At 72.8% G+C, this 21,868-nt stretch carries 19 protein-coding genes and 1 pseudogene; 13 read left to right on the plus strand and 7 right to left on the minus strand.

From position 1 onward, the window contains the following. Nucleotides 1–22: 22 nt before the first annotated feature. Nucleotides 23–3,313, minus strand: coding sequence for a non-ribosomal peptide synthetase (locus ACSNN9_RS07900; protein WP_436672184.1), 3,291 nt, complete (start codon nucleotides 3,311–3,313; stop codon nucleotides 23–25). A gap of 281 nt (nucleotides 3,314–3,594) precedes the next feature. Here ACSNN9_RS07900 and ACSNN9_RS07905 point away from each other — a divergent pair, with 281 nt between their 5' ends. The 12 genes and pseudogenes from ACSNN9_RS07905 to ACSNN9_RS07960 all read left to right on the plus strand — a co-directional run bounded on the left by ACSNN9_RS07905 (nucleotide 3,595) and on the right by ACSNN9_RS07960 (nucleotide 13,738). Next, nucleotides 3,595–4,827 carry an MFS transporter gene (locus ACSNN9_RS07905; RefSeq protein WP_436672185.1) on the plus strand — a complete coding sequence of 411 codons (1,233 nt, stop codon included), beginning with the start codon at nucleotides 3,595–3,597 and terminating at the stop codon, nucleotides 4,825–4,827. A 71-nt stretch (nucleotides 4,828–4,898) separates the two neighbouring features. Beyond that, entirely contained in the window at nucleotides 4,899–6,080 is a 1,182-nt protein-coding gene (locus tag ACSNN9_RS07910) for an aminotransferase class I/II-fold pyridoxal phosphate-dependent enzyme (protein ID WP_436672186.1), read from the plus strand. Then, the gene (locus tag ACSNN9_RS07915; protein ID WP_436672187.1) at nucleotides 6,067–7,590 is read left to right on the plus strand and encodes an aldehyde dehydrogenase family protein; all 1,524 of its coding nucleotides are present in this window, start codon (nucleotides 6,067–6,069) and stop codon (nucleotides 7,588–7,590) included. The genes ACSNN9_RS07910 and ACSNN9_RS07915 overlap by 14 nt, the downstream gene beginning before the upstream one ends. Before the next feature lie 13 nt (nucleotides 7,591–7,603). Next, nucleotides 7,604–8,506, plus strand: a complete 903-nt coding sequence (locus ACSNN9_RS07920) for a phytanoyl-CoA dioxygenase family protein (protein ID WP_436672189.1) — start codon at nucleotides 7,604–7,606, stop codon at nucleotides 8,504–8,506. Then, entirely contained in the window at nucleotides 8,507–9,748 is a 1,242-nt protein-coding gene (locus ACSNN9_RS07925) for an acyl-CoA dehydrogenase family protein (protein ID WP_436672191.1), read from the plus strand. It abuts the gene before it with no gap. Nucleotides 9,749–9,961: 213 nt separating this feature from the next. Continuing rightward, complete coding sequence (locus ACSNN9_RS07930; protein WP_436672192.1) at nucleotides 9,962–10,294, plus strand: hypothetical protein; 333 nt, start codon at nucleotides 9,962–9,964, stop codon at nucleotides 10,292–10,294. Then, nucleotides 10,291–10,389, plus strand: coding sequence for a MerR family DNA-binding transcriptional regulator (locus ACSNN9_RS07935; RefSeq protein ID WP_436672193.1), 99 nt, complete (start codon nucleotides 10,291–10,293; stop codon nucleotides 10,387–10,389). Before ACSNN9_RS07930 ends, ACSNN9_RS07935 begins: the two co-directional genes overlap by 4 nt. Nucleotides 10,390–10,834: 445 nt before the next feature. Beyond that, nucleotides 10,835–11,167 (plus strand): annotated as a pseudogene (locus tag ACSNN9_RS07940) (ArsR/SmtB family transcription factor); the annotation flags it as partial. Then, nucleotides 11,150–11,557, plus strand: a complete 408-nt coding sequence (locus ACSNN9_RS07945; protein WP_436672232.1) for an ArsR/SmtB family transcription factor — start codon at nucleotides 11,150–11,152, stop codon at nucleotides 11,555–11,557. The pseudogene ACSNN9_RS07940 and the gene ACSNN9_RS07945, both read left to right, overlap by 18 nt. 1 nt (nucleotide 11,558) lies before the next feature. Next, the gene (gene arsB / locus ACSNN9_RS07950) at nucleotides 11,559–12,671 is read left to right on the plus strand and encodes an ACR3 family arsenite efflux transporter (protein WP_436672194.1); all 1,113 of its coding nucleotides are present in this window, start codon (nucleotides 11,559–11,561) and stop codon (nucleotides 12,669–12,671) included. Next, the gene (locus ACSNN9_RS07955) at nucleotides 12,671–13,318 is read left to right on the plus strand and encodes a three-helix bundle dimerization domain-containing protein (RefSeq protein WP_436672196.1); all 648 of its coding nucleotides are present in this window, start codon (nucleotides 12,671–12,673) and stop codon (nucleotides 13,316–13,318) included. Before arsB ends, ACSNN9_RS07955 begins: the two co-directional genes overlap by 1 nt. 12 nt (nucleotides 13,319–13,330) lie before the next feature. Further along, nucleotides 13,331–13,738 (plus strand): arsenate reductase ArsC, encoded by a 408-nt coding sequence (locus tag ACSNN9_RS07960; protein WP_436672197.1) that lies wholly within the window; start codon nucleotides 13,331–13,333, stop codon nucleotides 13,736–13,738. A 360-nt stretch (nucleotides 13,739–14,098) separates the two neighbouring features. Here the strand turns inward: ACSNN9_RS07960 and ACSNN9_RS07965 are convergent, their stop codons facing one another. Together ACSNN9_RS07965 and ACSNN9_RS07970 are read right to left on the minus strand one after the other, a co-directional pair. Beyond that, nucleotides 14,099–15,688 (minus strand): amino acid adenylation domain-containing protein, encoded by a 1,590-nt coding sequence (locus tag ACSNN9_RS07965; RefSeq protein WP_436672199.1) that lies wholly within the window; start codon nucleotides 15,686–15,688, stop codon nucleotides 14,099–14,101. Nucleotides 15,689–15,959: 271 nt separating this feature from the next. Then, a complete protein-coding gene (locus ACSNN9_RS07970; protein ID WP_436672201.1) occupies nucleotides 15,960–17,324 on the minus strand; it encodes a hypothetical protein in 1,365 nt (454 codons plus the stop codon). A gap of 151 nt (nucleotides 17,325–17,475) precedes the next feature. Between ACSNN9_RS07970 and ACSNN9_RS07975 the strand changes: the two genes are divergently transcribed. Then, nucleotides 17,476–17,970 (plus strand): MaoC family dehydratase, encoded by a 495-nt coding sequence (locus ACSNN9_RS07975; RefSeq protein WP_357873429.1) that lies wholly within the window; start codon nucleotides 17,476–17,478, stop codon nucleotides 17,968–17,970. A 1-nt stretch (nucleotide 17,971) separates the two neighbouring features. On the opposite strand, the gene ACSNN9_RS07980 is transcribed toward ACSNN9_RS07975, so the two are convergent. The 4 genes from ACSNN9_RS07980 to ACSNN9_RS07995 are packed head-to-tail and all read right to left on the minus strand — an operon-like array spanning nucleotide 17,972 to nucleotide 21,856. After that, nucleotides 17,972–18,901, minus strand: coding sequence for an ornithine cyclodeaminase family protein (locus tag ACSNN9_RS07980; protein WP_436672233.1), 930 nt, complete (start codon nucleotides 18,899–18,901; stop codon nucleotides 17,972–17,974). Nucleotides 18,902–18,930: 29 nt separating this feature from the next. Next, nucleotides 18,931–19,800 (minus strand): HpcH/HpaI aldolase/citrate lyase family protein, encoded by an 870-nt coding sequence (locus ACSNN9_RS07985; RefSeq protein ID WP_436672203.1) that lies wholly within the window; start codon nucleotides 19,798–19,800, stop codon nucleotides 18,931–18,933. Then, complete coding sequence (locus tag ACSNN9_RS07990) at nucleotides 19,797–21,050, minus strand: aminotransferase class I/II-fold pyridoxal phosphate-dependent enzyme (RefSeq protein WP_358090689.1); 1,254 nt, start codon at nucleotides 21,048–21,050, stop codon at nucleotides 19,797–19,799. The genes ACSNN9_RS07985 and ACSNN9_RS07990 overlap by 4 nt, the downstream gene beginning before the upstream one ends. Then, on the minus strand, nucleotides 21,050–21,856 hold the full coding sequence (locus ACSNN9_RS07995) for a cupin-like domain-containing protein (RefSeq protein ID WP_436672234.1): 807 nt from the start codon (nucleotides 21,854–21,856) through the stop codon (nucleotides 21,050–21,052). The genes ACSNN9_RS07990 and ACSNN9_RS07995 overlap by 1 nt, the downstream gene beginning before the upstream one ends. Nucleotides 21,857–21,868: the final 12 nt, after the last annotated feature.

The raw sequence follows: 21,868 nt of genomic DNA on the forward strand, positions 1-21,868 counted from the left end.
TGCACAGGGGTCGGACCGGATGTCACGGCTGCCCGGGCGCGAGCCGGGCGGCCAACTCGGCGACCGTCGGCGCGTCGAAGATGACCGCCACCTCGACGTCCGCCCCCAGCTTCGCGCCGGCCAGGGCCACGATCCGGGTGGCCGTGAGGGAGTCGCCGCCAAGGTCGAAGAAGTCGTCGTGGATGCCGATGCCCTCGCGGCCGAGCACGTCGCACCAGATGTCCAGGAGCACCCGCTCACGCTCGTCGCGCGGGCCGTCGGTGCCGGCGGCGCCGGGCTCGTCCTGGCCCGGTGGCGGCAGCGCCGCGACGTCGAGCTTCCCGTGGTTGGTCAGCGGCAGGCGGGGCAGCCTGACGAAGGCGGCCGGAACCAGGTAGTCCGGCAGCCGCCGGCGCAGGTGCGTGCGCAGGTCCGCGGTGCCCGGCAGGTCGTCGCCGACGACGTAGCCGACCAGCCGGGCGTCCCTGCCGGGCGGGTCCCGGCGCACGACGACGGCGGCCTCGCGGACCGCCGGGTGGCGGCGCAGCGCGGACTCCACCTCGCCCGGCTCGATGCGGTAGCCGCGCAGGTTGAGCTGCCCGTCGCCCCGGCCGAGGAACTCCAGGACGCCGTCCGGCCCGAACCGGGCCAGGTCGCCGGTGCGGTAGACGCGGGCGCCGGGCGTGCCGGCGAACGGGTCGGGCAGGAACCGTTCCGCGGTCAGGGCGGAGTTGTCGAGGTAGCCCCGGGCCAGCCCGGCGCCGCCGACGTAAACCTCCCCCGCCACGCCCGGCGGTACGGGCTCCATCGCCTCGTCGAGCACGTACACCCGGACGTTGGCCATCGGGCGGCCGATCGGGACGAAGGGACGCTCGTCGTCGGGGTCGCACGGCCAGGCGGTGCAGGACACCGACACCTCGGTCGGGCCATACAGGTTGAACATGGTGACGTCGAGCCGGTCGAAGACCAGCCGTTGCGTCTCGGGGGTGAGTTCCTCCACGCCCGAGACGATCCGCCGCAGCGACGTCAGGTCCGCGGCGTCGGCGGTGAGCAGCACCTCGCGCAGGGCGGTCGGCGCGAAGTCGGCGTCGGTCACCCCGTGCCGGGCGATCACCCCCGCCAGCCGGCGCGGGTCGAAGGTCGCCGTCTCGGGCATCAGCACGCTGGCCGCGCCGTTGAACAGGGCCCGGAACAGCTCGTCCAGCGAGACGTCGAAGGTGCAGGCCGCCTTGCGCAGCACCCGGTCGTCCTGGCCGAGCGGGAAGTTGCGCTGCGCCCACAGCATCCGGTTGGTGAACCCGCGGTGGGTGACCTGGACGCCCTTGGGCTGTCCGGTGGAGCCGGAGGTGAACAGCGTGTAGGCGAGGTTGTCCGGGTGCAGCGGCACGGCGGGGTCGGTGGCGGGGCAGGTGGCGGTCAGCGACGCCTCCCCGTCCAGGTCGATGATCCGCCGGCCGGGGCTCCACACCTCGTCGCACAGGTCCCCGGCGGAGATCGCGACCGCCGGGCGGACCTGCCCGAGCAGCGCGTCGCGGCGGGCCTGCGGGTCGCGCGGGTTGACCGGCAGGTGATAACCGCCGGCCTTGAGCACCGCCAGGATCGCCACCACCTCGGCGGTGCAGCGCGGCAGGCACACCGCCACCGGGTCCTCCACGCCGACACCGAGGTCGCGCAGGTGGTGCGCCAGGCGGTTGGCCCGCTCGTCGAGTTCGCGGTACGTCGTGCGGACGTTGCCCTCGACGACCGCCACCGCGTCCGGGGTACGTCGCGCCTGCGCCTCGACCAGGCGGTGGACGAGCGCCTCGGGGCCGAGGTCGACGGCGGTGTCGTTCCACTCGTGCAGGATCCGGTGGCGCTGCGCGTCGTCGAGCAGCGGCAGCCGCCACACGCACGTGTCGGGCCGCCGCGCCGCCTCGACGAGCAGCAGCTCGAACTGCCGGGCCAGGGCGCGGATCGCCTCGCCGGTGAAGAGGCCGGTGTCGTACTCGATCTCGCCGACCAGCCCGTCGGCCGTCTCGGTGATCCTCATCGACAGGTCCATCCGGGAGCGGCCGGTCTCCATCTGGTGCACGTCGACCCGCAGCTGCGGCAGGTCCAGCCGGCTGGTGGGCACGTTCTGCAGCACGAAGGCGACCTGCGCGAGCGGCTGGTGGCTGCGGCTGCGCTCCGGCTGCACCGCGGCGACGAGACGTTCGAACGGCACGTCGCGGTGCCGGAACGCGTCCAGGGAGGCCGCCTTGACCCGGGCCAGCAGCTCGGTGAAGGTCGGGTCGCCGGACAGGTCGGCCCGCACCACGATCATGTTGAGGAAGCAGCCGATCAGGTGCTCCAGCTCGTCCTGCTCGCGGGTGGCGATGGGGCTGGCGACGACCATGTCCCGCTGGCCGCTGTGCCTGGCGAGCAGCACGGTGAAGGCGGCGAGCAGGGTCATGAACATGGTCGCGCCCTGGCTCTGCCCGAGGGAGCGGATCCGGTCCGCGTCGGCGACGCCGATCCGGAACCACTCGGACGCGCCGACGAACTGCTGGACCGCCGGTCGCGGGCCCCGGGTGGGCAGGGTGAGCAGGGGTGGCACGCCGGCGAGTTCGTCGACCCGCTCGCGCAGGTGCGCCGCCATCCGCTCCTCGCCGACCGCGGTGCGCTGCCAGGCGGCGTAGTCGGCGTACTGGATCGGCAGCTCGGGCAGGTCCGGCGCCGCGGTGCCCGAGGCGAACGCGGCGTACGTGGCGGCCAGCTCGCGGCAGAAGATGGTGAACGACCACAGGTCGCAGACGAGGTGGTGCACCGTGACCCCGAGGACGTGCACGTCCGGCGCGATCCGGTAGAGCACCGCCCGGATGGTCTGGCCCGCGGCCAGGTCGAGTGGGACCCGCATCTCCCGCTCGACGGCGGCCCGCAGGACCGCGTCGTCGGGGCGCGCGGTGGCGCCGGGCAGGTCGACCACGTCGAGGGTCAGCGGGGCGGGCGGCGTGACGGCCTGCACGACCCGCTCGCCGAGCTGGCGGAAGGCGGTACGGAGGATCTCGTGGCGGCGGACGACCTCCTCGATGCCGCGCCGCAGCGCGACCTGGTCCAGCGAGCCGGTCAGGATCAGCAGCGTGGCGTCGTTGTGGTGGACGGCGTCGTCCTCCAGGCGCTCGATGAACCAGAGCCGCTCCTGGGCGAAGGACAGGGGTGCCTCGGCGGCGTCCAGGCGGGGGATGGCGGCGGTGCCGGGCGCCGGATCGGAGCGGCCGGCGCGCAGCCGCTCGTCGAGCAGTGCCCGCGCCGAACTGGACAGCCGCGCCACGCGTTGCGTGACGTCACTCGCGACCGGATGCTCCTGCCGTCCCACTGGTCCTCCGTTGTCCGTCGGTGATCCGGTCCGCGCTCCGGGGCCTCAGCCGGATGCGTGCGCCGCACCGATGCGGGTGCCGATCATCGATCTTTACCAGCTGACTGACCGAACGGTCAGCGAACGGGGCGGTTATAGGGGTTTGACCTCACAATTCACGACATCGCTTCCGAGTCCTAGGGGTTGGGCAAGCCGTTTCCCTGCCACATGATGGGCACGGCTGCGACGCCGCCGGTGCCAGCACGCGACCCGTTCGACCGGCCGACCGGAGGTGATGCCAGGTGCGCGACGACCTCCGGATCCTGGCCGACCGGTCGTACCGGATGCTGTTCCTGGCCCGCACGCTGTCGCTGCTGGGCAGCGCCGTGATCCCGGTGGCGCTGGCCTTCGCCATCCTCGACGCGCCGGGCGGCTCCGCCACCGACCTCGGCCTCGTGCTCGCCGCCCGGTCGCTGGCGCAGGTCGCGCTGTTGCTGTTCGGCGGTGTCCTCGCCGACCGGATGAACCGCTTCCGCCTCATGGTGGGCTCCGACCTGCTGGCCTTCGCCGCGCAGGCGGTGCTGACCGTGGTGTTCGTCAGCGGCCGGCCCTCCCTGCCGGTCGTGATCGCGTTGTCCGCCGTCAACGGCGCCGCCGCCGCGCTGTTCCTGCCGGCCTCCCGCGGCGTCGTGCCGCAGGTGGTGGCCCAGGAGCAGCTCCAGTCGGCCAACGCGCTGCTGCGGCTGTCGCGCAACAGCACCACCATCGGCGGCGCGGCCCTGGCCGGAGTGCTCGTGGCCGCCCTCGGCGCCGGCTGGGCGCTGGCGGTGCCCGCGGCCACCTTCCTCGGCTCGGCGCTGCTGCTCGCCGGTGTCCGGGTGTCCCACCCCGGCCGGGCCGCCACCAGCACCATCCTCGCGGACCTGCGGGAGGGTTGGCGGGAGTTCAGCTCCCGGTCCTGGGTCTGGCTGGTGGTCGTGCAGTTCGCGTTCGTCAACGGCTGCTTCTCGGCGATCCACGTGCTCGGCCCGCTGACCGCCAAGGAACAGCTGGGTGGCGCCACGGCCTGGTCGGTGATCGTCACCGCGCAGGCGGTGGGCCTGGTCGGCGGCAGCCTCGTGGCGATGCGGATCCGCCCCCGTCGGCCGATGCGGGTGGCGGTGCTCGCGACCTTCGGCTTCCTTCCGCCGTTCGCGCTGATCGCCGCCGGCGCGCCGGTCTGGCTGATCGCGGCCTCGATGCTCGTCAACGGCGTCTGCGTCGACATCTTCGAGGTGCTGTGGGACACCGCCCTGCAGAACCACGTGCCGAACGAGGCGCTGTCGCGGATCAGCTCGTACGACGCCATGGGCTCGTTCGTGCTGGGCCCGCTCTGCCTGGCCGTCGTCGGCCCGGTGGCGGACCGGATCGGCGTCGCCCAGACGCTGGTCATCGCAGGCGGGGTGCTCGCTCTGGTGACCGTCGCGACCTTCTGCGCGCGGTCCGTACGGCAGCTGCCCGCAAGAGTCCCCGACGCACAACCCGCCACGGTGTGAACCCGGCGACATCGCCGGCCACGGACCAGGGTGGAGATCGGAGCAGGATGGAGCACCGGATAAGTCGGCAGATGACCGACGCCACCGACGCGTACGGCCGGCGGCTGGGGGCCTACCTCGAGCAGTCGTCCTACTCGCGGCTGCGCGGCGGTCCGGGCGTGATCGACCTCGCCTTCGGCGACCCGCACGAGTTCCCCGCGCCGGCCCTGGTCGAGGTCCTGCAGCGACACCTGAGTCCGCAGCACACCGACTGGTTCGCCTACACCCGCGACCACCCGCCGGCCCAGGAGTCGGTGGCGGCCAGCCTGAGCCGGGAACTCGGCCTGCCGTTCACCGCCGACGACGTCGCGCTGACCAACGGGGCGTTCGCCGGGCTGACCATCTGCCTGCGCAGCGTCTGCGACCCGGGCGACGAGGTGATCTACCTCGACCCCGCCTGGTTCTACTACGAGCCGATCATCGCCTCGGTCGGTGCGGTCCCCCGACCGGTGGCGCTGACCCCCGGCTCCTGGCGACTCGACCCGGAACTCGTCGCGGCGGCGATCACGCCGCGGACCAGCGCCGTCATCGTCAACAGCCCGAACAACCCGACCGGCGCCGTCTACACCGACGACGAGTTCGCCGCCCTCGCCGAGGTGCTGCGCGCGGCCTCCGCCCGCAACGGCCGGCCCGTGTACCTGCTGTCCGACGAGGCGTACCGGCGCATCGTGTTCGGTGGGCGGCCGTGCCCGAGCCCGGCGACGCACTACCCGTTCACGTTCCTGGTGCACACCTACACCAAGACGCTGCTGCTGCCCGGGGAGCGCGTCGGCTACGTGGCCATCCCGCCGACCATGCCCGATCCGGCGGTGCTCCGCCGGGCCCTGACCGTGGCCCGCCTGACCACCGGCTGGGCGTTCCCCAACAACTCGCTGCTCTTCGCCCTGCCCGAGCTGGAACAGCACGCGCTCCAGGTCAAGCCGATCGAGCAGCGGCGCGACCTGCTGGTCGACGCCCTGCGCGAGGCCGGGTACGAGGTCCAGCCGAGCGAGGGAACCTTCTACCTGCTGGCCCGGGTGCCGGACGCCGACGACTGGGCACACGCGGCCCTGCTCGAGGAGCTCGGCCTCCTGGTGCTGCCGGCCTCGGTGATGGGCGCGCCGGGCTACCTGCGGCTCTCCCTCACCGTCACCGACGACATGCTGGAGGAGACCATCGGTCGACTGCGCTCGGCGCACCCCGCGAACCGGAAGCACGCCAGTGTCCAGCGGTGACCGCCGCGAGGCCGACGCGGCGGCGACGCTCACGGTCGCGCCGGGCGGGTCGGCCGCCGGGCGCCAGGACGAGGCGCCGGCCGGCGCCGTGCCTTCCGCGGGGACCCGACCCGACGTCGAGGCCACCATGGCCCGCGCCCGCCGGGCCCAGGCGGAGGTCGAGTTCTGGCCGCAGGAACGCATCGACGACCTGGTCGCGGCCATCGGGTGGGCGGCCTACCAGGAGGACACCGCCCGGTCGCTGGCCGACCTCGCCTACCGCGAGACCGGCCTCGGCGACCCGGAGCACCTGTTCACGCTCTACCGGCGCCGGGTCCTCGGCACGCTGCGTGACCTGCACGGTGTCGTCACCACCGGCGTCATCGAGGAGCTGCCGGAGCGTGGCCTGCGCAAGCTGGCCAAGCCGATCGGGGTGATCGCGGTGGCCAGCCCCGCCACCGCGCCCTGCTCCGGGGTCGTCGGCAACGCCCTGCCGATGCTCAAGACCCGCAACGCCGTGGTCATCACCCCCAACCCCCGGGCCCGGCACTCCGCGGCCCGCACCGTCGACCTGCTGCGTCGCGGCCTGGAGTCGGTCGGTGCCCCGCCGGACCTCATCCAGTGCCTGCCGGTCACCGACCGGCAGACCACCGAGGCCCTGATGGCCGCCGCCGACCTGGTGATCGCCGCCGGCGGACCCGGCACGGTACGCCGGGCGTACCGCAGCGGCACGCCGGCGATCAGCGCGGGCGTCGGCAACCCGGCGGTGATCGTGGACGCCTCCGCGGACGTGGCCGCCGCGGCGGAACTGATCGTGCTGGGGGGCAGCTTCAACAACGGCACCTCCTGCTCGTCGGAGAGCAACGTGCTGGTGGACGCCACGATCGCGCCCGCCTTCCGCGACCAGCTGGCCCGGCAGGGCGCCCACCTGTGCGACCCGGCCGAGACGGCGCGGCTGCGTACGCTGCTGTGGCCGGACGGGCGGTCGCTCAACCGGGACGCGGTCGGGCGACCCGCCGCGGCGCTCGCCGCCGCCGCCGGGATCGACCTGGCCGAGCCGACCAAGACCACCGCCCTGGTGGCCCAACTGCCGCCCCTGGCGCCCGGCGGCGTCCCGGCGCTCGACGACCCGATGCTCGGCGAGAAGCTGGCGCCGGTCTTCACCGTGTGCACGTTCGGCGACTTCGACGACGCACTGGTCGCGGTGGAGACGCTGCTGAGCCGCATCGGGCAGGGCCACAGCTGCGGCATCCACACCGCGCGACCCGACCACGTGGCCAGGCTCGCCGAGCGGGCCCGCGCCGGACGGGTCATGGTCAACCAGTCGACCGCCGTGGGCAACAGCGGCAGCTTCGACAACGGGATGCCGTTCACCCAGGTCATCGCCAGTGGCAGCTGGGGCGGCTGCTCCCGGTCGGAGAACGTGACCTGGCGCGACTTCCTCAACTACACCTACGTCTCACACCCCCTGCCGCTCAGCGTGCCGGACGAGGAGACCCTCTTCGGCGCCCACTGGCGGCGCTTCCCCTGACGGAGACCGACACATGGACATCAGCCCTCCCGAGGCGCCGCCGCGTGACCTGACGCCCGCCGAGATCGACGCCTTCCACACCGACGGCGTGGTCCGGCTGTCCGGCATGATCGACGACAGGTGGCTCGGCCGGATCGCCGAAGGCGTGGAGTACCTGCTCGCCAACCCGACCGTGCTGGCGCAGGCCACCGCGTTGCTGGGTGGCGGCGGTTTCGCCGGGGACGCCTTCATGTGGAAGACCCACGACGGCTTCCGCGACTTCATGTTCTTCTCCCCCGCGGCGCGCATCGCGCAGCAACTGTTCGGCTCCACCGCGATCACCGCCTTCTACGACCAGATCTTCGCCAAGCCGGCCGGGTCGGGCGCGCCGACGCCGTTCCACGAGGACGTCAGCTCCTGGCCGATCGCCGGCGACCAGGTGTGCGCGATGTGGATCCCCCTCGACCCGTGCACGCCCGACACCGCCGCGCTCCAGGTGGTGCGCGGTTCGCACCGCTGGGGCCGGCGCTACGTGCCGATCACCCCGGGCGCCTCCCACCTGGGCCAGCGGGAGGAACTCGAGGCGGTGCCGGACGTGTCCGAGCACGAGATCCTCAGCTGGGACCTGACGCCCGGCGACATCGTGCTGTTCCACCCCGCCGCGCTGCACGGCGCCACCGGCACCGGGCCCGAGCGGCAGCGGCGGGCGTTCGTCTCCCGGTGGGTGGGCGACGGCGTCACCTTCCAGCCGCAACACGCCGTGCTGCCGCTGCTGTGGGAGCACGGCCTGCGGCCCGGTGACCCCATCGGCGGCCCGCTGTTCCCGAGGGTGCTGCCGACGCCGGTGCCGACCGAGGCCGGCTCCCGGTTCGACGGTCCGCAGCAACCCCACGCGGAACGCGCCGAGGAGTTCCTCGCCATCCTGAGGATGCTGTAGGTGTTCGGAGAACTCACCGCCACGACCGCCGCCGGCCGGGACCTGGTCTCCCTCGCCGAGGGCCACGTCGGCACCCTCGCCGAGCGGGCCGGCCGGCACGACCGGGAGAACACGTTCGTCGCCGACAACTTCGCCGACCTGCGGGACAGCGGGGTGCTCTCCGCCTGCGCCCCGACCCGGCACGGCGGGCTGGGCGTCCGCTCCCTGTACGACGTGCTGGTGGCCGTCTCCCGGCTGGCCCGGGGCTGCGGGTCGACGGCCATCTGCGCGAACATGCACATGGCCTCGGTGTGGGGACAGGTCCGCCGATGGGAGCGGGCCGAGGCGGCCGGCGACCGGGTCGGGGCCGCACAGCTGGACGCGATCCTGGAGGCGTTGGGCGGCTCCGACCTGATCATGGCGGGCGCCTCCACCGAACCGGGCGCGTCGTGGAACGCCGCGCTCACCGAGGCCGTCCGCAAGGGCGACGAGTACGTCATCACCGGGCGCAAGACGTTCGTCACCAACTCGGCCGTCGCCGACTCGTTCAACATCTCCGTGCGGGTCGCCGATTCCGACGGCGGGTGGCGGCACGCCGAGGCCGTCGTCCTGGCCGGCACGCCCGGGCTGACCGTGCTGGGCGACTGGGACGCGCTGGGCATGCGCGGCTCCGGCAGCCACGGGATCCTGCTGGAGGAGTGCGTCGTCCCCGCCGACCGGGTCACCGTCGGCGAGCCGTTCGGCCCGCCGACGTCGGAGGACCTGACGCGCTCCTGCGCGGTCAACTTCCCCCTGCTGGGCGCCTCGCTCGGGATCGCCGAGGCGGCCTACCAGATCGCCGTGGAGCACGCCACCAGGACGCCGCGCCAGCCCGGCCGGGCGGCGCCGGCGCACCACCCGTCCGTGCAGCGGGAGATCGCCACGATGGAGCTCGACCTGGCTGCCGCCCGGGGGGTGCTGGAGCGCTCCGGGCGCCTGGTGGACGCCCACTTCGCCGCCGACCCGGCGGAGCGGTCCGAGACCGCCGTCCGGGACGTCGTACGGGGCTGGCAGGCCGCGAAGCTGCTGGCGAACCGTACGGCGGTGAGCACGGTCGACCGGGCCATGACGATCTGCGGCGGGGCCTCGTTCAGCAGCCGGCACCCCCTGTCGCGGCTGTACCGGGACGCGCGCGCGGGCGGCTTCATGCAGCCGTTCGGGTCCCTGGACGGCTACCCGTTCATCGGGCGGGTCGCGCTCGGGCTCGACCCGTTCGCCGACTGAGCACCGACCTGCCGACTGGGAGACCGGATACGAGCGGCGAGGAGAACCGACCGCCCCGGGGCCGGGGGCCGGACCGGAGGGTGCGGCCGGCCGGTCCGGCCCTCCCCCGTTCCTGCCCGGGCAGCCGATGCCGGCGGTCGGCCCTCGGTACGGTGGCGACCGCCCACGAGACGACTTGCGTCCTGTACTCGGGTACAGGCTTACCGTCATGGCATGACCAGCGACGACCTGGCGTGGGTGCCCGAGGTGTGCACCCTGCCGACCGTGGACCGGCCGCTACGGCTGGCCGAGTTCGACGGCCTGTTAGCCACCGCCCTGCGCGCGCAACAGCGGCTCTCGCCGACGGCGCTGCGATGGCGTCTCGACCCGGCCGCCGAGGCAAAAGCCCGGAACCTGACCGGCCGGGAGAGCACCTGCTGTTCCTTTTTCTCCTTCACCTTCTCGGCGAACGGCGGGGCACTGCAACTGGAGGTCGAGGTGCCGGTCGCGCACGTCGATGTCCTCGACGCGCTCACCGCCCGCGCGGTCGCGACGGCGGCGGCGTGACCAGGCTGCGCAGCAGCCAGGTCGCCGCCGCAGCCGGGGTCAACCTGCAGACGCTGCGCTACTACGAACGCCGCGGCCTGCTGGCCGAGCCCTGATTATTGGCACCGCCGACCGCTCCCACGGAGAACCCGCATGAGCCTGCCCACGCGTAGCCAGCCGCCTCGACCGGCTACGCAACCATCCTGTCATCACTTTCCACTGATGCGCCGGTAATGCCGCAGCGGCTCGCGCCGGCAGCTACCGCCTCGGTCCTCGCAGCCGGGTCACAGCAGGCGTCGGCCTGCCCGGCGGCCTGCGCGGTGCCGCAGCACGGTACGGCGGCTTGGTCCTCGCTCATGGGACGACTCCCCCTGTTGCTTCTCTGACGTGGGTAAACACGCGTCGCCGGACACAGCGCCCGACTCGGCCACGCGGGTCGGCCGGCGCCCCCGGGTCCGCTTCGCACCGGGTGACATCAACGCCCACTGATCGGTGTCTCGATTCTCGTCGAACCGGACGCCCCGCCTTGCATCACAGCTAGACATCCGTCAAGCTAGACGCATGTCGGTTCTACCCGTGCTGGACACCACGGTGGCGCAGGGCTGTTGCCCTCCCCTGTCGGCACAGGCCCTCGCGCCACAGGTCGCCAGCGAGATAGCGCCGCTGTTCAAGGCGTTGGGCGACCCGATCAGGCTGCGCCTGCTGTCACTGATCGCCTCCACCACGGAGGTCTGCGTCTGCGACCTGACCGACGCGTTCGACGTCACCGGGGCGACCATCTCGCACCACTTGCGGGTGCTGCGCGAGACCGGCATGGTCGACTGCGAGCGTCGCGGCACCTGGGTCTACTACCGGGTGCGCGCGGAGGCGCTGAGCATGCTCGGCAATCTGCTGACGGGCAGCGCTGACGTGATGCCTGAACCCGAATCCGCAGTGGGCTCGCTGGTGGTCCGTACCCGCGCCGAGTCACATCAGGACGCGGTGATATCAGCTGATCCTGATGTGGTGCGGTTGTTGGCGGACCCGCTGCGGGCGCAGATCGTGCGGATCCTCGCCGCTGGCCCGGCGACGACGTCGCACCTGGTCGCGGACACCGGAGCAAAGCAGCCCAACGTGTCCGGACACCTCAAGCTGCTACGCGAAGCCGGCGTCGTGACCGCCGAGCCGCGCGGGCGCTTCACCTACTACCGGCTCATCCCCGACGCCCTGCAGGGAGCGGCACTGCACCTGGCCGACCTCGCCGCGCAGGCACGGGCCCACTCCGAGAACTTCAGGACCTGCTGACATGACGAACACCGCCACCGCCGGCGACGCACCGCCGGCGGTCGTCGCGCGCCTGTCGCGCCTCGACCAGTTCCTCCCGCTGTGGATCGGTCTGGCCATGGCCGCCGGGCTGCTGCTCGGGCGGCTCATCCCCGGCCTGAACACCGCCCTGGAAGCGGTCACGATCGGCGGCATCTCCCTGCCGATCGCCCTTGGCTTGCTGATCATGATGTACCCGGTGCTGGCCAAGGTCCGCTACGACCGGCTCGACACCGTCACCGGCGACAGGCGGCTGCTGCTGTCCTCGTTGCTGCTCAACTGGATCCTCGGCCCGGCCCTCATGTTCGCCCTCGCCTGGATCTTCCTCGCCGACCACGCCGAGTACCGCACCGGCCTGATCATCGTCGGCCTGGCCCGCTGCATCGCCATGGTCATCATCTGGAACGACCTGGCCTGCGGCGACCGCGAAGCCGCCGCCGTCCTGGTCGCCCTCAACTCGGTGTTCCAGGTCCTGGCGTTCGGCATGCTCGGCTGGTTCTACCTGTCCGTGCTGCCGGACTGGCTGAACCTCTCCGGAGCCCGGTTGCAGGTGTCCGGTTGGGACATCGCCGTCAACGTGCTGATCTTCCTCGGCGTCCCCCTGCTCGCCGGCTACCTCACCCGCCGTCTCGGCGAGAGGGCCAAGGGCCGCAGCTGGTACGAGAGCCGTTTCCTGCCGAAGATCGGACCGGTCGCCCTCTACGGGCTGCTGTTCACCATCGTCATCCTGTTCGCCCTGCAGGGCGACGCCATCACGTCGCGGCCCTGGGACGTGGTCCTGATCGCCGTGCCGCTGCTGGCCTACTTCGCGATCATGTGGGCCGGCTCCTACGCCCTCGGCCGGGCCATCGGCTTGAACTACGAGCGCACCACCACCCTCGCGTTCACCGCCGCCGGCAACAACTTCGAACTCGCCATCGCCGTGGCCATCGGCACGTTCGGCGTCACCAGCGGCCAGGCCCTCGCCGGTGTCGTCGGCCCGCTCATCGAGGTGCCCGTCCTGGTCGGCCTGGTCTACGTCAGCCTCGCCCTGCGTCGGCGCCTGTTCCCGGCCGGAGCCACCGCCCGGCCCGCCCTCAGCTCCGGGAGTCGATGATGAACCAGATGCCGACCCTGCTCGACGTCGACGCCGTGTTGGAAAGGGTGGCCGCCGCCTTGGCCGACAAGTTCTCCGGCGTCTTCAACCCCGAGACCATCAGCCGCTACGTCAACGAGTCCTACGTCGCGCTCTACCGCACCGCCCGACTCGACCACCACCTGCCCGCGCTGACCGAACGCTTCGCCACCGACCGGCTCACCGCCCTCGCGCAAGCCAAGGGCGCCATCGGCAAGCCCGTGCCCGAAGTGCTGTTCCTCTGCGTGCACAACGCCGGCCGCTCCCAGATGGCCGCCGCGCTCCTGGCCCACCACGCCCAGGGCCGGGTCAACGTCCGCTCCGCCGGCTCCGCACCCGGTGCCACGGTGTCCGCGTCCGCCGCCACGGTCCTCGCCGAGGTCGGCATCGACCTCGACGACGCGTTCCCCAAACCGCTGACCGACGATGTGCTGCGCGCCGCCGACGTCGTGGTCACCATGGGCTGCGGCGACGCCTGCCCCGTCATCAGCGGCACACGCTACCTCGACTGGAACCTGGCAGACCCCGCCGGCAACGACCTCGACACCGTACGCGCCGTGCGCGACGACATCGACACCCGCGTGCGGGCCCTGCTCGCCGACCTCACCGACCACCACACCGACCGATAAGGGAAAGCTCTCGTGTCTGACAAGCCCAGCGTGCTGTTCGTCTGCGTGCACAACGCCGGCCGCTCCCAGATGGCCGCCGGCTGGTTACGCCACCTCGCCGGCGACCGCGTCGAGGTCCGCTCCGCCGGCTCCGCCCCCGCCGAAACGATCAACCCCGCCGCCGTCGAAGCCATGCGCGAGATCGGCATCGACATCACCGACCAGACCCCCAAGCTCCTCGAATACGACACCGTCGAAACCTCCGACGTCGTCATCACCATGGGCTGCGGCGACGTCTGCCCCGTCTTCCCCGGCAAACGCTACGAGGACTGGAAACTCGAGGACCCCGCCGGCAAGGGCATCGAAGCCGTCCGCCCCATCCGCGACGAGATCAAAACCCGCATCGACGCCCTGCTCACCGACCTGCTCCCGGCGCACTGACGTCCGTTCCGATCTCCTCGGCACCAGGTCCTACGCGACGGCTGGGCCGTGTGTCGGAAGACGTTGCGGGCGGCCGGTCGGGCTCGACGCGCGGCTCGTCCCACGGGCGGAGGATCGGCTCGCCAGCGATCATCCTGAGCACCCCGCCACCCGCCGCGCACCACCCCGAAGCAAGATCAACGATTTGGCGGGCTGGTGGCACGTTCGTCACCGGCACCCAGCGTCGTCCTGAGGCTGGTGTCCGGGTTCCCGTGCCCCGGGTAGAACCGCGCTAGCGCCCCGCGTCGGGTGCGTCCAGCGCCGCACCACAAGGCGCGACGGGACTCCGTGGCGAACACGTGCCCCGGCCCGGTGGGACCGTCACCGCGCGGCGGGGGCCGCGCCGGGCCGGCCGGGCGCCGGCAGCGCCCGCACGTCCAGCTTCCCGCTCGGCGTGCGGGGCAGCTCGTCCAGGCACACCACGGCGCCGGGCAGCAGGTAGTCGGGCAGCGTCTCGCGGAGCTGGTCGCGCAGCTCGCGGGCGGTCGGACCGGGCGGCGTGTTCGGCACGACGTACGCCACCAGGCGCGGGGCGGAGCCGGTCCCGCCGACCGGCACCACGGCCGCCCGGCGCACCCCGGCACACCGCCGTACCGCCTGTTCCACCTCGCCCAACTCGACGCGGTGGCCGCGGATCTTGACCTGGCCGTCCCGGCGGCCGTGGAACTCCACCAGGCCGTCGGGATGCCGGGTCACCAGGTCGCCCGTGCGGTAGCAGCGGCCCTCGGGGTGCCCGGTGGGGAACATCTCGCCGGTCAGCCCGGCGTCGTCGCGGTAGCCCCGGGCGAGCCCTGCCCCGAAGATCAGCAACTCCCCCTCGACGCCCGGCGCGACCGGCCGGAGGTCGGCGTCGACGACGGCGACCCGCGCGTTGTCGATCGGCCGGCCGATCGGCACCGTGGCGGTCCGCGGGCGCGCCGCCGGGTCGGCCGGCACCTCGAAGGTGAGCGCGCCGACGGTGGTCTCGGTCGGACCGTAGTGGTTGACCATGCGCACGTCCGACAGCTCGCGGACCTGGTCCACCAGCTCCCAGCGGCACACCTCGCCACCGACGATCAGCATGCGGCGGGGCAGGACCCGCTCCTCGGCCTCGTCGAGCAGCGCCGCCAGGTGCGAGGGGGTGATCTTCAGGACGTCGATGGCGTGCGCGTCCTGGTAGTCGGCGAAGTCGTCGGGATCCGTCGCGGTCTCGGTGGGCACCAGGTGGACCGTGTCTCCCTGGACCAGCGCCGGGAAGACCGCGGTGTGCCCGAGGTCGGTCGCGAGGCTGGTCACCGACGCGAAGCGCAGCTGTTCGCCGTCGGTGCGCTCCGGCCCGACCAGCCGGGCGACGAAGGCCGCGTAGTTGGCCAGGGCCGCGTGGGGGATCTCGACGACCTTGGGTACGCCGGTGGAGCCGGACGTGAACACGGTGTAGGCGAGCTGGTCCCCGGTCACCGGCAGCGGGGCGGGCAGCGCCCCGGCGCGCTCGGCGGCCGCCCCCGCGGCGATCCAGCCGGCCAGGTCGACGGGAAGCACCACCAGCCCGGTCACCGGCGCGTCGTCGCGATCCGTCACCACGACGGCGGCCCCGCAGCCGCGCAGCTGGCTCTCGATCCGGGCCCGGGGCTGGTTGGCGTCCACGCAGGCGTAGCCGGCCCCGGCGTGCAGCCCGGCCAGGCAGGCCACCAACTGCGCGGCGCCCCGGTGGGCCAGGACGGCCACCGGGGCCGCTGCCGCCCCGTGGCGCCGCAGCAGGTCGGCGAGGCCGGCGACGGCGTGCCGCAGCTCGGTGTAGCTCAGTGTCGCGTCCGCGCCGACGACGGCCGTCCGCTGGCCGGCACGCGGCGCGGCGGCCCAGATCAGCGCGGGCACCGCCCGGGCGGGATCCCACCCGGCCGGCCGTCCGTGCACCTCGGAGTCGGCAGGCATGGCGGGTCCTTCCGTTCGACGGCGGCGCGGCCGACAGCTCGCCGGCCGACGGCGGGGTCGGGCGGCAGGGGGCTTCCGGTGGCAGCGATCGTGACACGGGGCCCGGGGCGCGACAACACCTCATTCGTGGCGCGAACCCCTATCGTCGCGGCCCCTCGTGGCGTCGCGGCCCGTCGCCGGACGACGACGCGCCCCGGCGGCCGGGCACCTGACGCGCGGCCCGGCGGTCAGGCCCCCGGGCCGGGGTCGGCCTCCCGGAGCACGGCCGCGGTCAGACCGCCACCATGCAGTTGTCGGAGCCGCTGTCGCGCCCCCGGGCGCTGACGATCCCGGCGGAGCCGTCGCCGTAGTAGCGGCAGAACAGGCCCGCCGGGCGGCCGCCGAACAGCAGCGGCCCGATCACCGGGGCGACCTCGACGTCGTGGGGTTCGTCGGCACCGTCGGCGACGAGCGCGACCCGGCAGGTCCGCGGCGTCACGAAGTCCTGCACCACGCTGGTGCCGTCGGCCGCGGCCTCGGCGACGGCGGACTCCCACGTCGCCTGGTCGACCTCGCCGCCGATGACCACCTGCTTGCCGCTCTCGCCCAGGCCTGCCTTGAGCACCAGCAGGTCCCGGTTCGCCAGGACGAACGGGAGCAGCTCGACCTCGCGGCCCTCGCGGGTGGTCCTGCGGTCCGAGAGGATCCGCGTCCACGGCACGTACCTGTCGACGAGGCTCCGGTCGGCCGCGCTCATCCACGGCCGGCCCTCCGACAGCAGGCCCATGGTCAGCTTGCTGTGCATGAAGGTCGACGTCTGGGTGCCCACGAGCAGGCAGCCGTTGTCCAGCGCGTCCTGCACGTAGCTGGTGTCGAGGCCGGCGTCGAGCCAGTCCGGGATGGTGAAGTTGCGCAGCCCGATCGGGTAGCGCAGGTGGGGTGGGCAGTCCCACGCCTCCGGCAGCTCCTCCGGCTCGAAGAACCGCGCGGTGAGGCCGTGGTTGTTGAGGTAGTCGGCCTCGAGCTGGAAGTAGCGGCTCTGCACGCCGTAGACCCGGGCGCTGCCGACGATGGCCACCCGCGGCGCCAGCCCCAGCTCGGTGCAGAGCGACCGGTACATCTCGGCGCGCACGGCGAACGGGTCCGGGTAGCTGAACGGGGTCCTGCCCTCGGCGTCGGCGTGGAGCTTGCGCCACACCTCGAGGCGGCTGCGCGTCTCCACCACGCCGCCGAGCGCGCCGCTGACGTTGAACTCCAGGAACCGGGGCCCGTCCGGGCCGATGACGACGTCCGGCCGTACGACGCAGTCCGGGTAGCGCTCCTCGACGAACGGGTCCCGCACGAACAGCTGGTTCTCGCTCTGCGGCATGCGGTAGGCCGCCAGCCGGCCCTCGGTGGTGGGGGCCGTCTCGAGGGCGGTGCGGCGGAGCAGGTCGACCAGCGCGGCGGCCGCCCGGAAGATCTCCGCGTAGGACGCGCGCGGAATGGCTATCGGCGCCGCGGGCAGCAGCCGCTGGTAGGGCCAGCCCGTGTCGCGCAACTCGTGGCGGAGCATCCCGCGGATCGTCTCCGCCGGCGCGGCCGGCGTGAGGCGGTGGGTGCCGAACCACGGATGCCCGGCCGGCCCCGTACTGCTGACGTCCTCGCGCACGGTCATCTGACGCTCCCCCGGAGTTGCACGTCGGGCCGGGCGCCGGAGCGTGCTCGCCGCGGGCCGGTATCTCCGAAACGATGATCGACATAGACTAACATTCACGTCCGACGTGGACCGCGCCGATCCGTCCACACGCGACACGGAAGGGCTGCCGATGACACTGCGTCACGTCCAGGGCAACGAGTACCGCGAAGAGCACGGCGGGGACTACGAGGACTTCGAGCCCGGCATGGTGATCCGGCACTGGCCGGGCCGCACCATCTCCGAGACCGACAACACCTGGCTGACCCTGCTCACCATGAACCAGCACCCGCTGCACTTCGACGAGCACTACGGCGCGGGCAGCGAGTACGGGCGGGTGCTCGTCAACAGCGGGATCACCCTGTGCCTGATCGGCGGCATGACCGTGCAGGCCCTGTCGGCGCGGGCGGTGGCCAACCTCGGCTGGGACAAGGTCCGCCTGCGGGAGCCGGTGTTCGTCGGGGACACGCTGTACGCCACCAGCCGGATCCTCGACAAGCGCCTGAGTCGGTCCCGGCCCGGCCAGGGCATCATCACGGTGGAGACGACGGGCACGAAGTCCACCGGCGAGACCGTCATCGTCTTCGAGCGCTCGTTCATGGTCCGCTGCCGGGAGAGCTCCTCCTGACCTACGCCACGGCCACCGCCCCCTCGTGCAGCGCCACCGCGGCGGCGGTGTCCTCGATGGCCATTCCGACGGTACGCAGGACGGAGGTGCGGCCGCCGACGCGGACCCCGCCGGTGACCAGCGCGCCCAGCTCGCACAGGTCGTCGACGCCGAGCAGACCGGCCGCGAGTGCGGCCCGCACCTCGCCGGCGCCCTCCAGCGCCGCGGTCCGCTCCTCGACCACGGCCACGGCGTCGGCCAGGAGGGCGGGGTCGAGCTCGATCGCGTCCGGGTGGGTGCCGCCGATCACGTTGACGTGCGCGCCGGGCGCCACCCAGTCCGCCTCGACCAGCGGCGCGTTGTCGCTGGTCGAGGTCGCCGTGCAGATGACCGCCGCGTCGGCGACGGCGGCCTTCGCGCTGTCGCAGACGCTCGCGTGCACCGGGTGGGGCACGGCGTCGCGCACCCAGTCGGCGAACTGCTCGGCCCTGCTCCGGGTCCGGGAGAACACCCGGACGGTGCGGATGCGGCGCACCGCCGCCACCGCGCGCACCAGGGCCCGCGCCTGCACCCCCGCGCCGATGACCGCGAGGTCCTCGGCGTCGTCGGCGGTGCACCAGCGGGTCGCCAGGGCGGCGACCGCGCCGGTGCGGACGGCGGTCAGCTCCGCGCCGTCCAGCAGGGCCGTGATCTGCCCGGTGGTCAGGTCCGTGAGCGCGACGATCCCGTGGATCAGCGGCAACCCGCGCCCGGGGTTGTCGGGGGTGAGCGTGGTGATCTTGACGCTGCCCACCCCGCGCCGCTCCCAGACCGCGGGGCTGACCAGCAGGACCCGCTGGGGACCGTGCTCGATGACGGTGCGCGCCGGGGAGTCGGTCCGGCCGGCGGCCAGGTCCGCGAACATCTCGCCCAGCGCGTCGATCACCCGGATCAGCTGCGGCGTGCCCGCCATCTGCGCCGCGCCGACCGTCACCGGCCCGGTCACCCGGCAGCTCCGCTGGTGCTGAACCGGGCCGCCCAGGCGTCCTCGCGCGCCACGGTGGCGCGGGCCATCCGGGCGAACGGCGGGCCGACCATGTTCCCGTCCAGCACGGCTATCCCACCGCTGGCCGTCCGTACGGCCTCGGCCACCCTGCGCGCGAGGCGCAGGTCGTCGGCCTGGGGACGCAGCACCCGGTTGATCTCGTCGAGTTCGCCCGGGTGCACCGTCGCCTTGCCGTGGAAGCCGAGCGCCCGCACCCGGGCGGTCTCCTGCGCCAGGACGGCCGGCTCGGCGAGGCGGAAGTTGGCGGTGTCGATGCAGGCGGTGCCGTGCCGCGCGCAGGCCAGCGCCATCGCCTGCCGGGCGGCGAGCATGGCCTCCCAGCTGATCTCGACCCCGAGCGTGGCAGCCAGGTCCGCCGAGCCGAGGACGAGCCCGTCGCTCGCCCCGGCGATGGCGTCGATCTCCGCGACCGCCTCCACGGTCTCCACCGTCACGTAGATCTCCGGATGCGCGTCCGCACTGGCCAGGATCTGACGCAGCAGGGCCACCTCGGCCGCCGAGGTCACCATCGTCATCATGACGATGCCGGGCCGCACCGAACACTCCGTGAGGGCCACCAGGTCCTGCACCGCCGCGACGCTGCCCAGCTGGTTGATGCGGACCGCGACGTTCTCCGGCCGTGGCGCCTTCTCCAGCGCGGCCCGGCACACGGTGCGCGCGGCCGGCTTCTCGGCCGCCGGCACGGAGTCCTCCAGGTCGATCAGGTGGACGTCCGCGTCGTAGGACCAGGCCTTCACGACCCGGTCCAGCGACAGCGCCGGGGTGTAGAGGATGCTGCGCGGGATCGCCCGCGCGGCGCCGGTCACGGGGCCACCGGCTCGGGCAGCGCGGCGGCCGGGCGGGCGCCCGCCTCGACGAGCACGGAGCACAGCCTGGTGATCTGTTCCTCGGTCTGGCCCGCGCGCAGCATGACCCGCAGGCCGGCGGTGCCGCGGGCGACGATCGGGAAGAACACCGGCGAGGTGTAGAACCCGGCCGCGAAGACCCGCTGGGCCGCCTCGACGACGGTCTCGTCGCTCATCGGCACCACCCGGATCGGGTACGTGCTGCCGGACTGCTCGGTGGCGAGCAGCGAGTCGAACAGCGCGATGTTGGACCGCAGCCGGCCCTGCAGCCGGGTCAGCTCCTCGGTACGGTGGATCTCGGCCGAGGCGAGCGCGGCGCCCACCGCGGCGGCGTTCATCTTCTGCGAGTAGCCCAGGGGGCCCGCGAAGCGCTCGATGATCCGCCGCGTCTCCTTGGGGAAGCCGTCGAGCAGGATGGCCGTGCCGCCCGCCCCGAAACCCTTGCTCAGGGTCGCGACGGTGATGGTCCGGTCGTCCCGCACGGGGCAGTGCGAGCGGACGTAGCCGATGCCGCGCTCGCCGTACGCCGACAGCGAGTGCGAGTCGTCGTAGAAGACCAGGAGGTTGTACTTGTCCTGCAACACGGCCAGTTCCTCGACGGGCGCGTAGCCGCCGAGGCTGTCGGAACCGTCCACGACGTAGCAGACGCGCTCGTAGGTGCGGCACATGTCCTCGAGGTAGTCGAGGTCGTGGTGGCGGCAGGTGACGACCTCGGTCTCGTCGGCGCAGCTCGGCTTGGCGTTGGCCATCGACACGTGGGCGTTCTTGTCGAAGACCATCAGCGGGCGGGTGCCGTTGCCGAGGTGTCCCGACGCGATCAGCGGCAGCAGGCCGGTGCTGGCCGCCGCCGTGGAGATCGCGCTGATCACCATCGCGTCGAACAGCTCGCCCAGCGACTCCTCCAGCTCCAGCAGCACCGACGTCTGCACGCGGGTACGCGGGATGCAGTGGTCCAGCACGCCGAAGCGGCGCAGCGCCTCGACGGCCCCGTCGATCACCTTGGGATGGGTGTCCAGGTCCAGGTACGAGCAGACGGTGAAGTTCACGAACTCGTGGCCGTCGGCCATCCGGAACACACCGTCGGAGAGGTCGCCGACGATGCCGGCGACCCCGTGTTCCTCCGACATGTTCCAGAACGTGTTCCCCACGCCGATGAGCTTGTCGTTGTTGCGGTAGCGGTGGGTGGGGGTGATGGTCTTGCGCTCGCTCATCAGGAGTTCACCTCGGTGGGCTTGTAGCTGTAGACACCCTTGACCCTCCGGTAGGCGTACGTGTACAGCGCGACGCCGAGCGCGTGCGGCCTGCGGAGGATCTTCTTCGACTTCAGCCAGAAATTGACGTTGATGTTCATCTCGTCCAGCGACTCGGCCTGGTGCCACCAGCCGAGCGGCAGGTAGAGCATGTGGCCCGGTTCGAGGACGAAGTCGCGACGCTGGGCGAGCTTGGGCGCCAGCCGCGGGAAACGCGCCAGGTCGACGTTGTCCAGGTCGAACACCTGGGACTTGTCGCCGAACCCGCGCAGCACCGAGCGCGGGTAGTACTCGCGGGAGCCGGGCGGGGCGATGATGAAGCGCTTGCGGCCCTCCAGCGCGATGTTGAAGTTCTCGAACTCGTCGAAGTGGTTCTTGGTGAACACGCCCTGGTGGCTGATCCACAGGTTCGCCGCGTAGAGCGAGTCGCCGTAGCCGAAGAACCTGTCCGCGTCGAAGCCGATGACGGCGTTGACGTCGGCCGGGCTGTTGCGGATGTTCGACACCACCCGGTGCCAGGTGCCCGGGGTGGTCAGGTGGCGCTCGTCGGCGAAGAAGTCGCGGAGCTTGATGTCGCGCGTCTCCCAGCGCCCCGGGTGGTTCTTGTCGCCCGGCTCGGTGAACAGGGTGACGGTCATGTCGGCCAGCCGGCTCGCCACGCCCTCCCGGCCGAGCCCCTGCACGTCACCCGGCAGCGCGATCACCACGGGCACGTCGGCCTTGAACAGCCCGCCGGGGCCGACGGCCATGAACTCGTCGAACGTCATCCGGGCCACGGG

Origin of the sequence: Micromonospora sp. URMC 107 (assembly GCF_051386315.1) — a bacterium.
In the GTDB taxonomy this organism is placed as follows: Bacteria; Actinomycetota; Actinomycetes; order Mycobacteriales; family Micromonosporaceae; genus Micromonospora.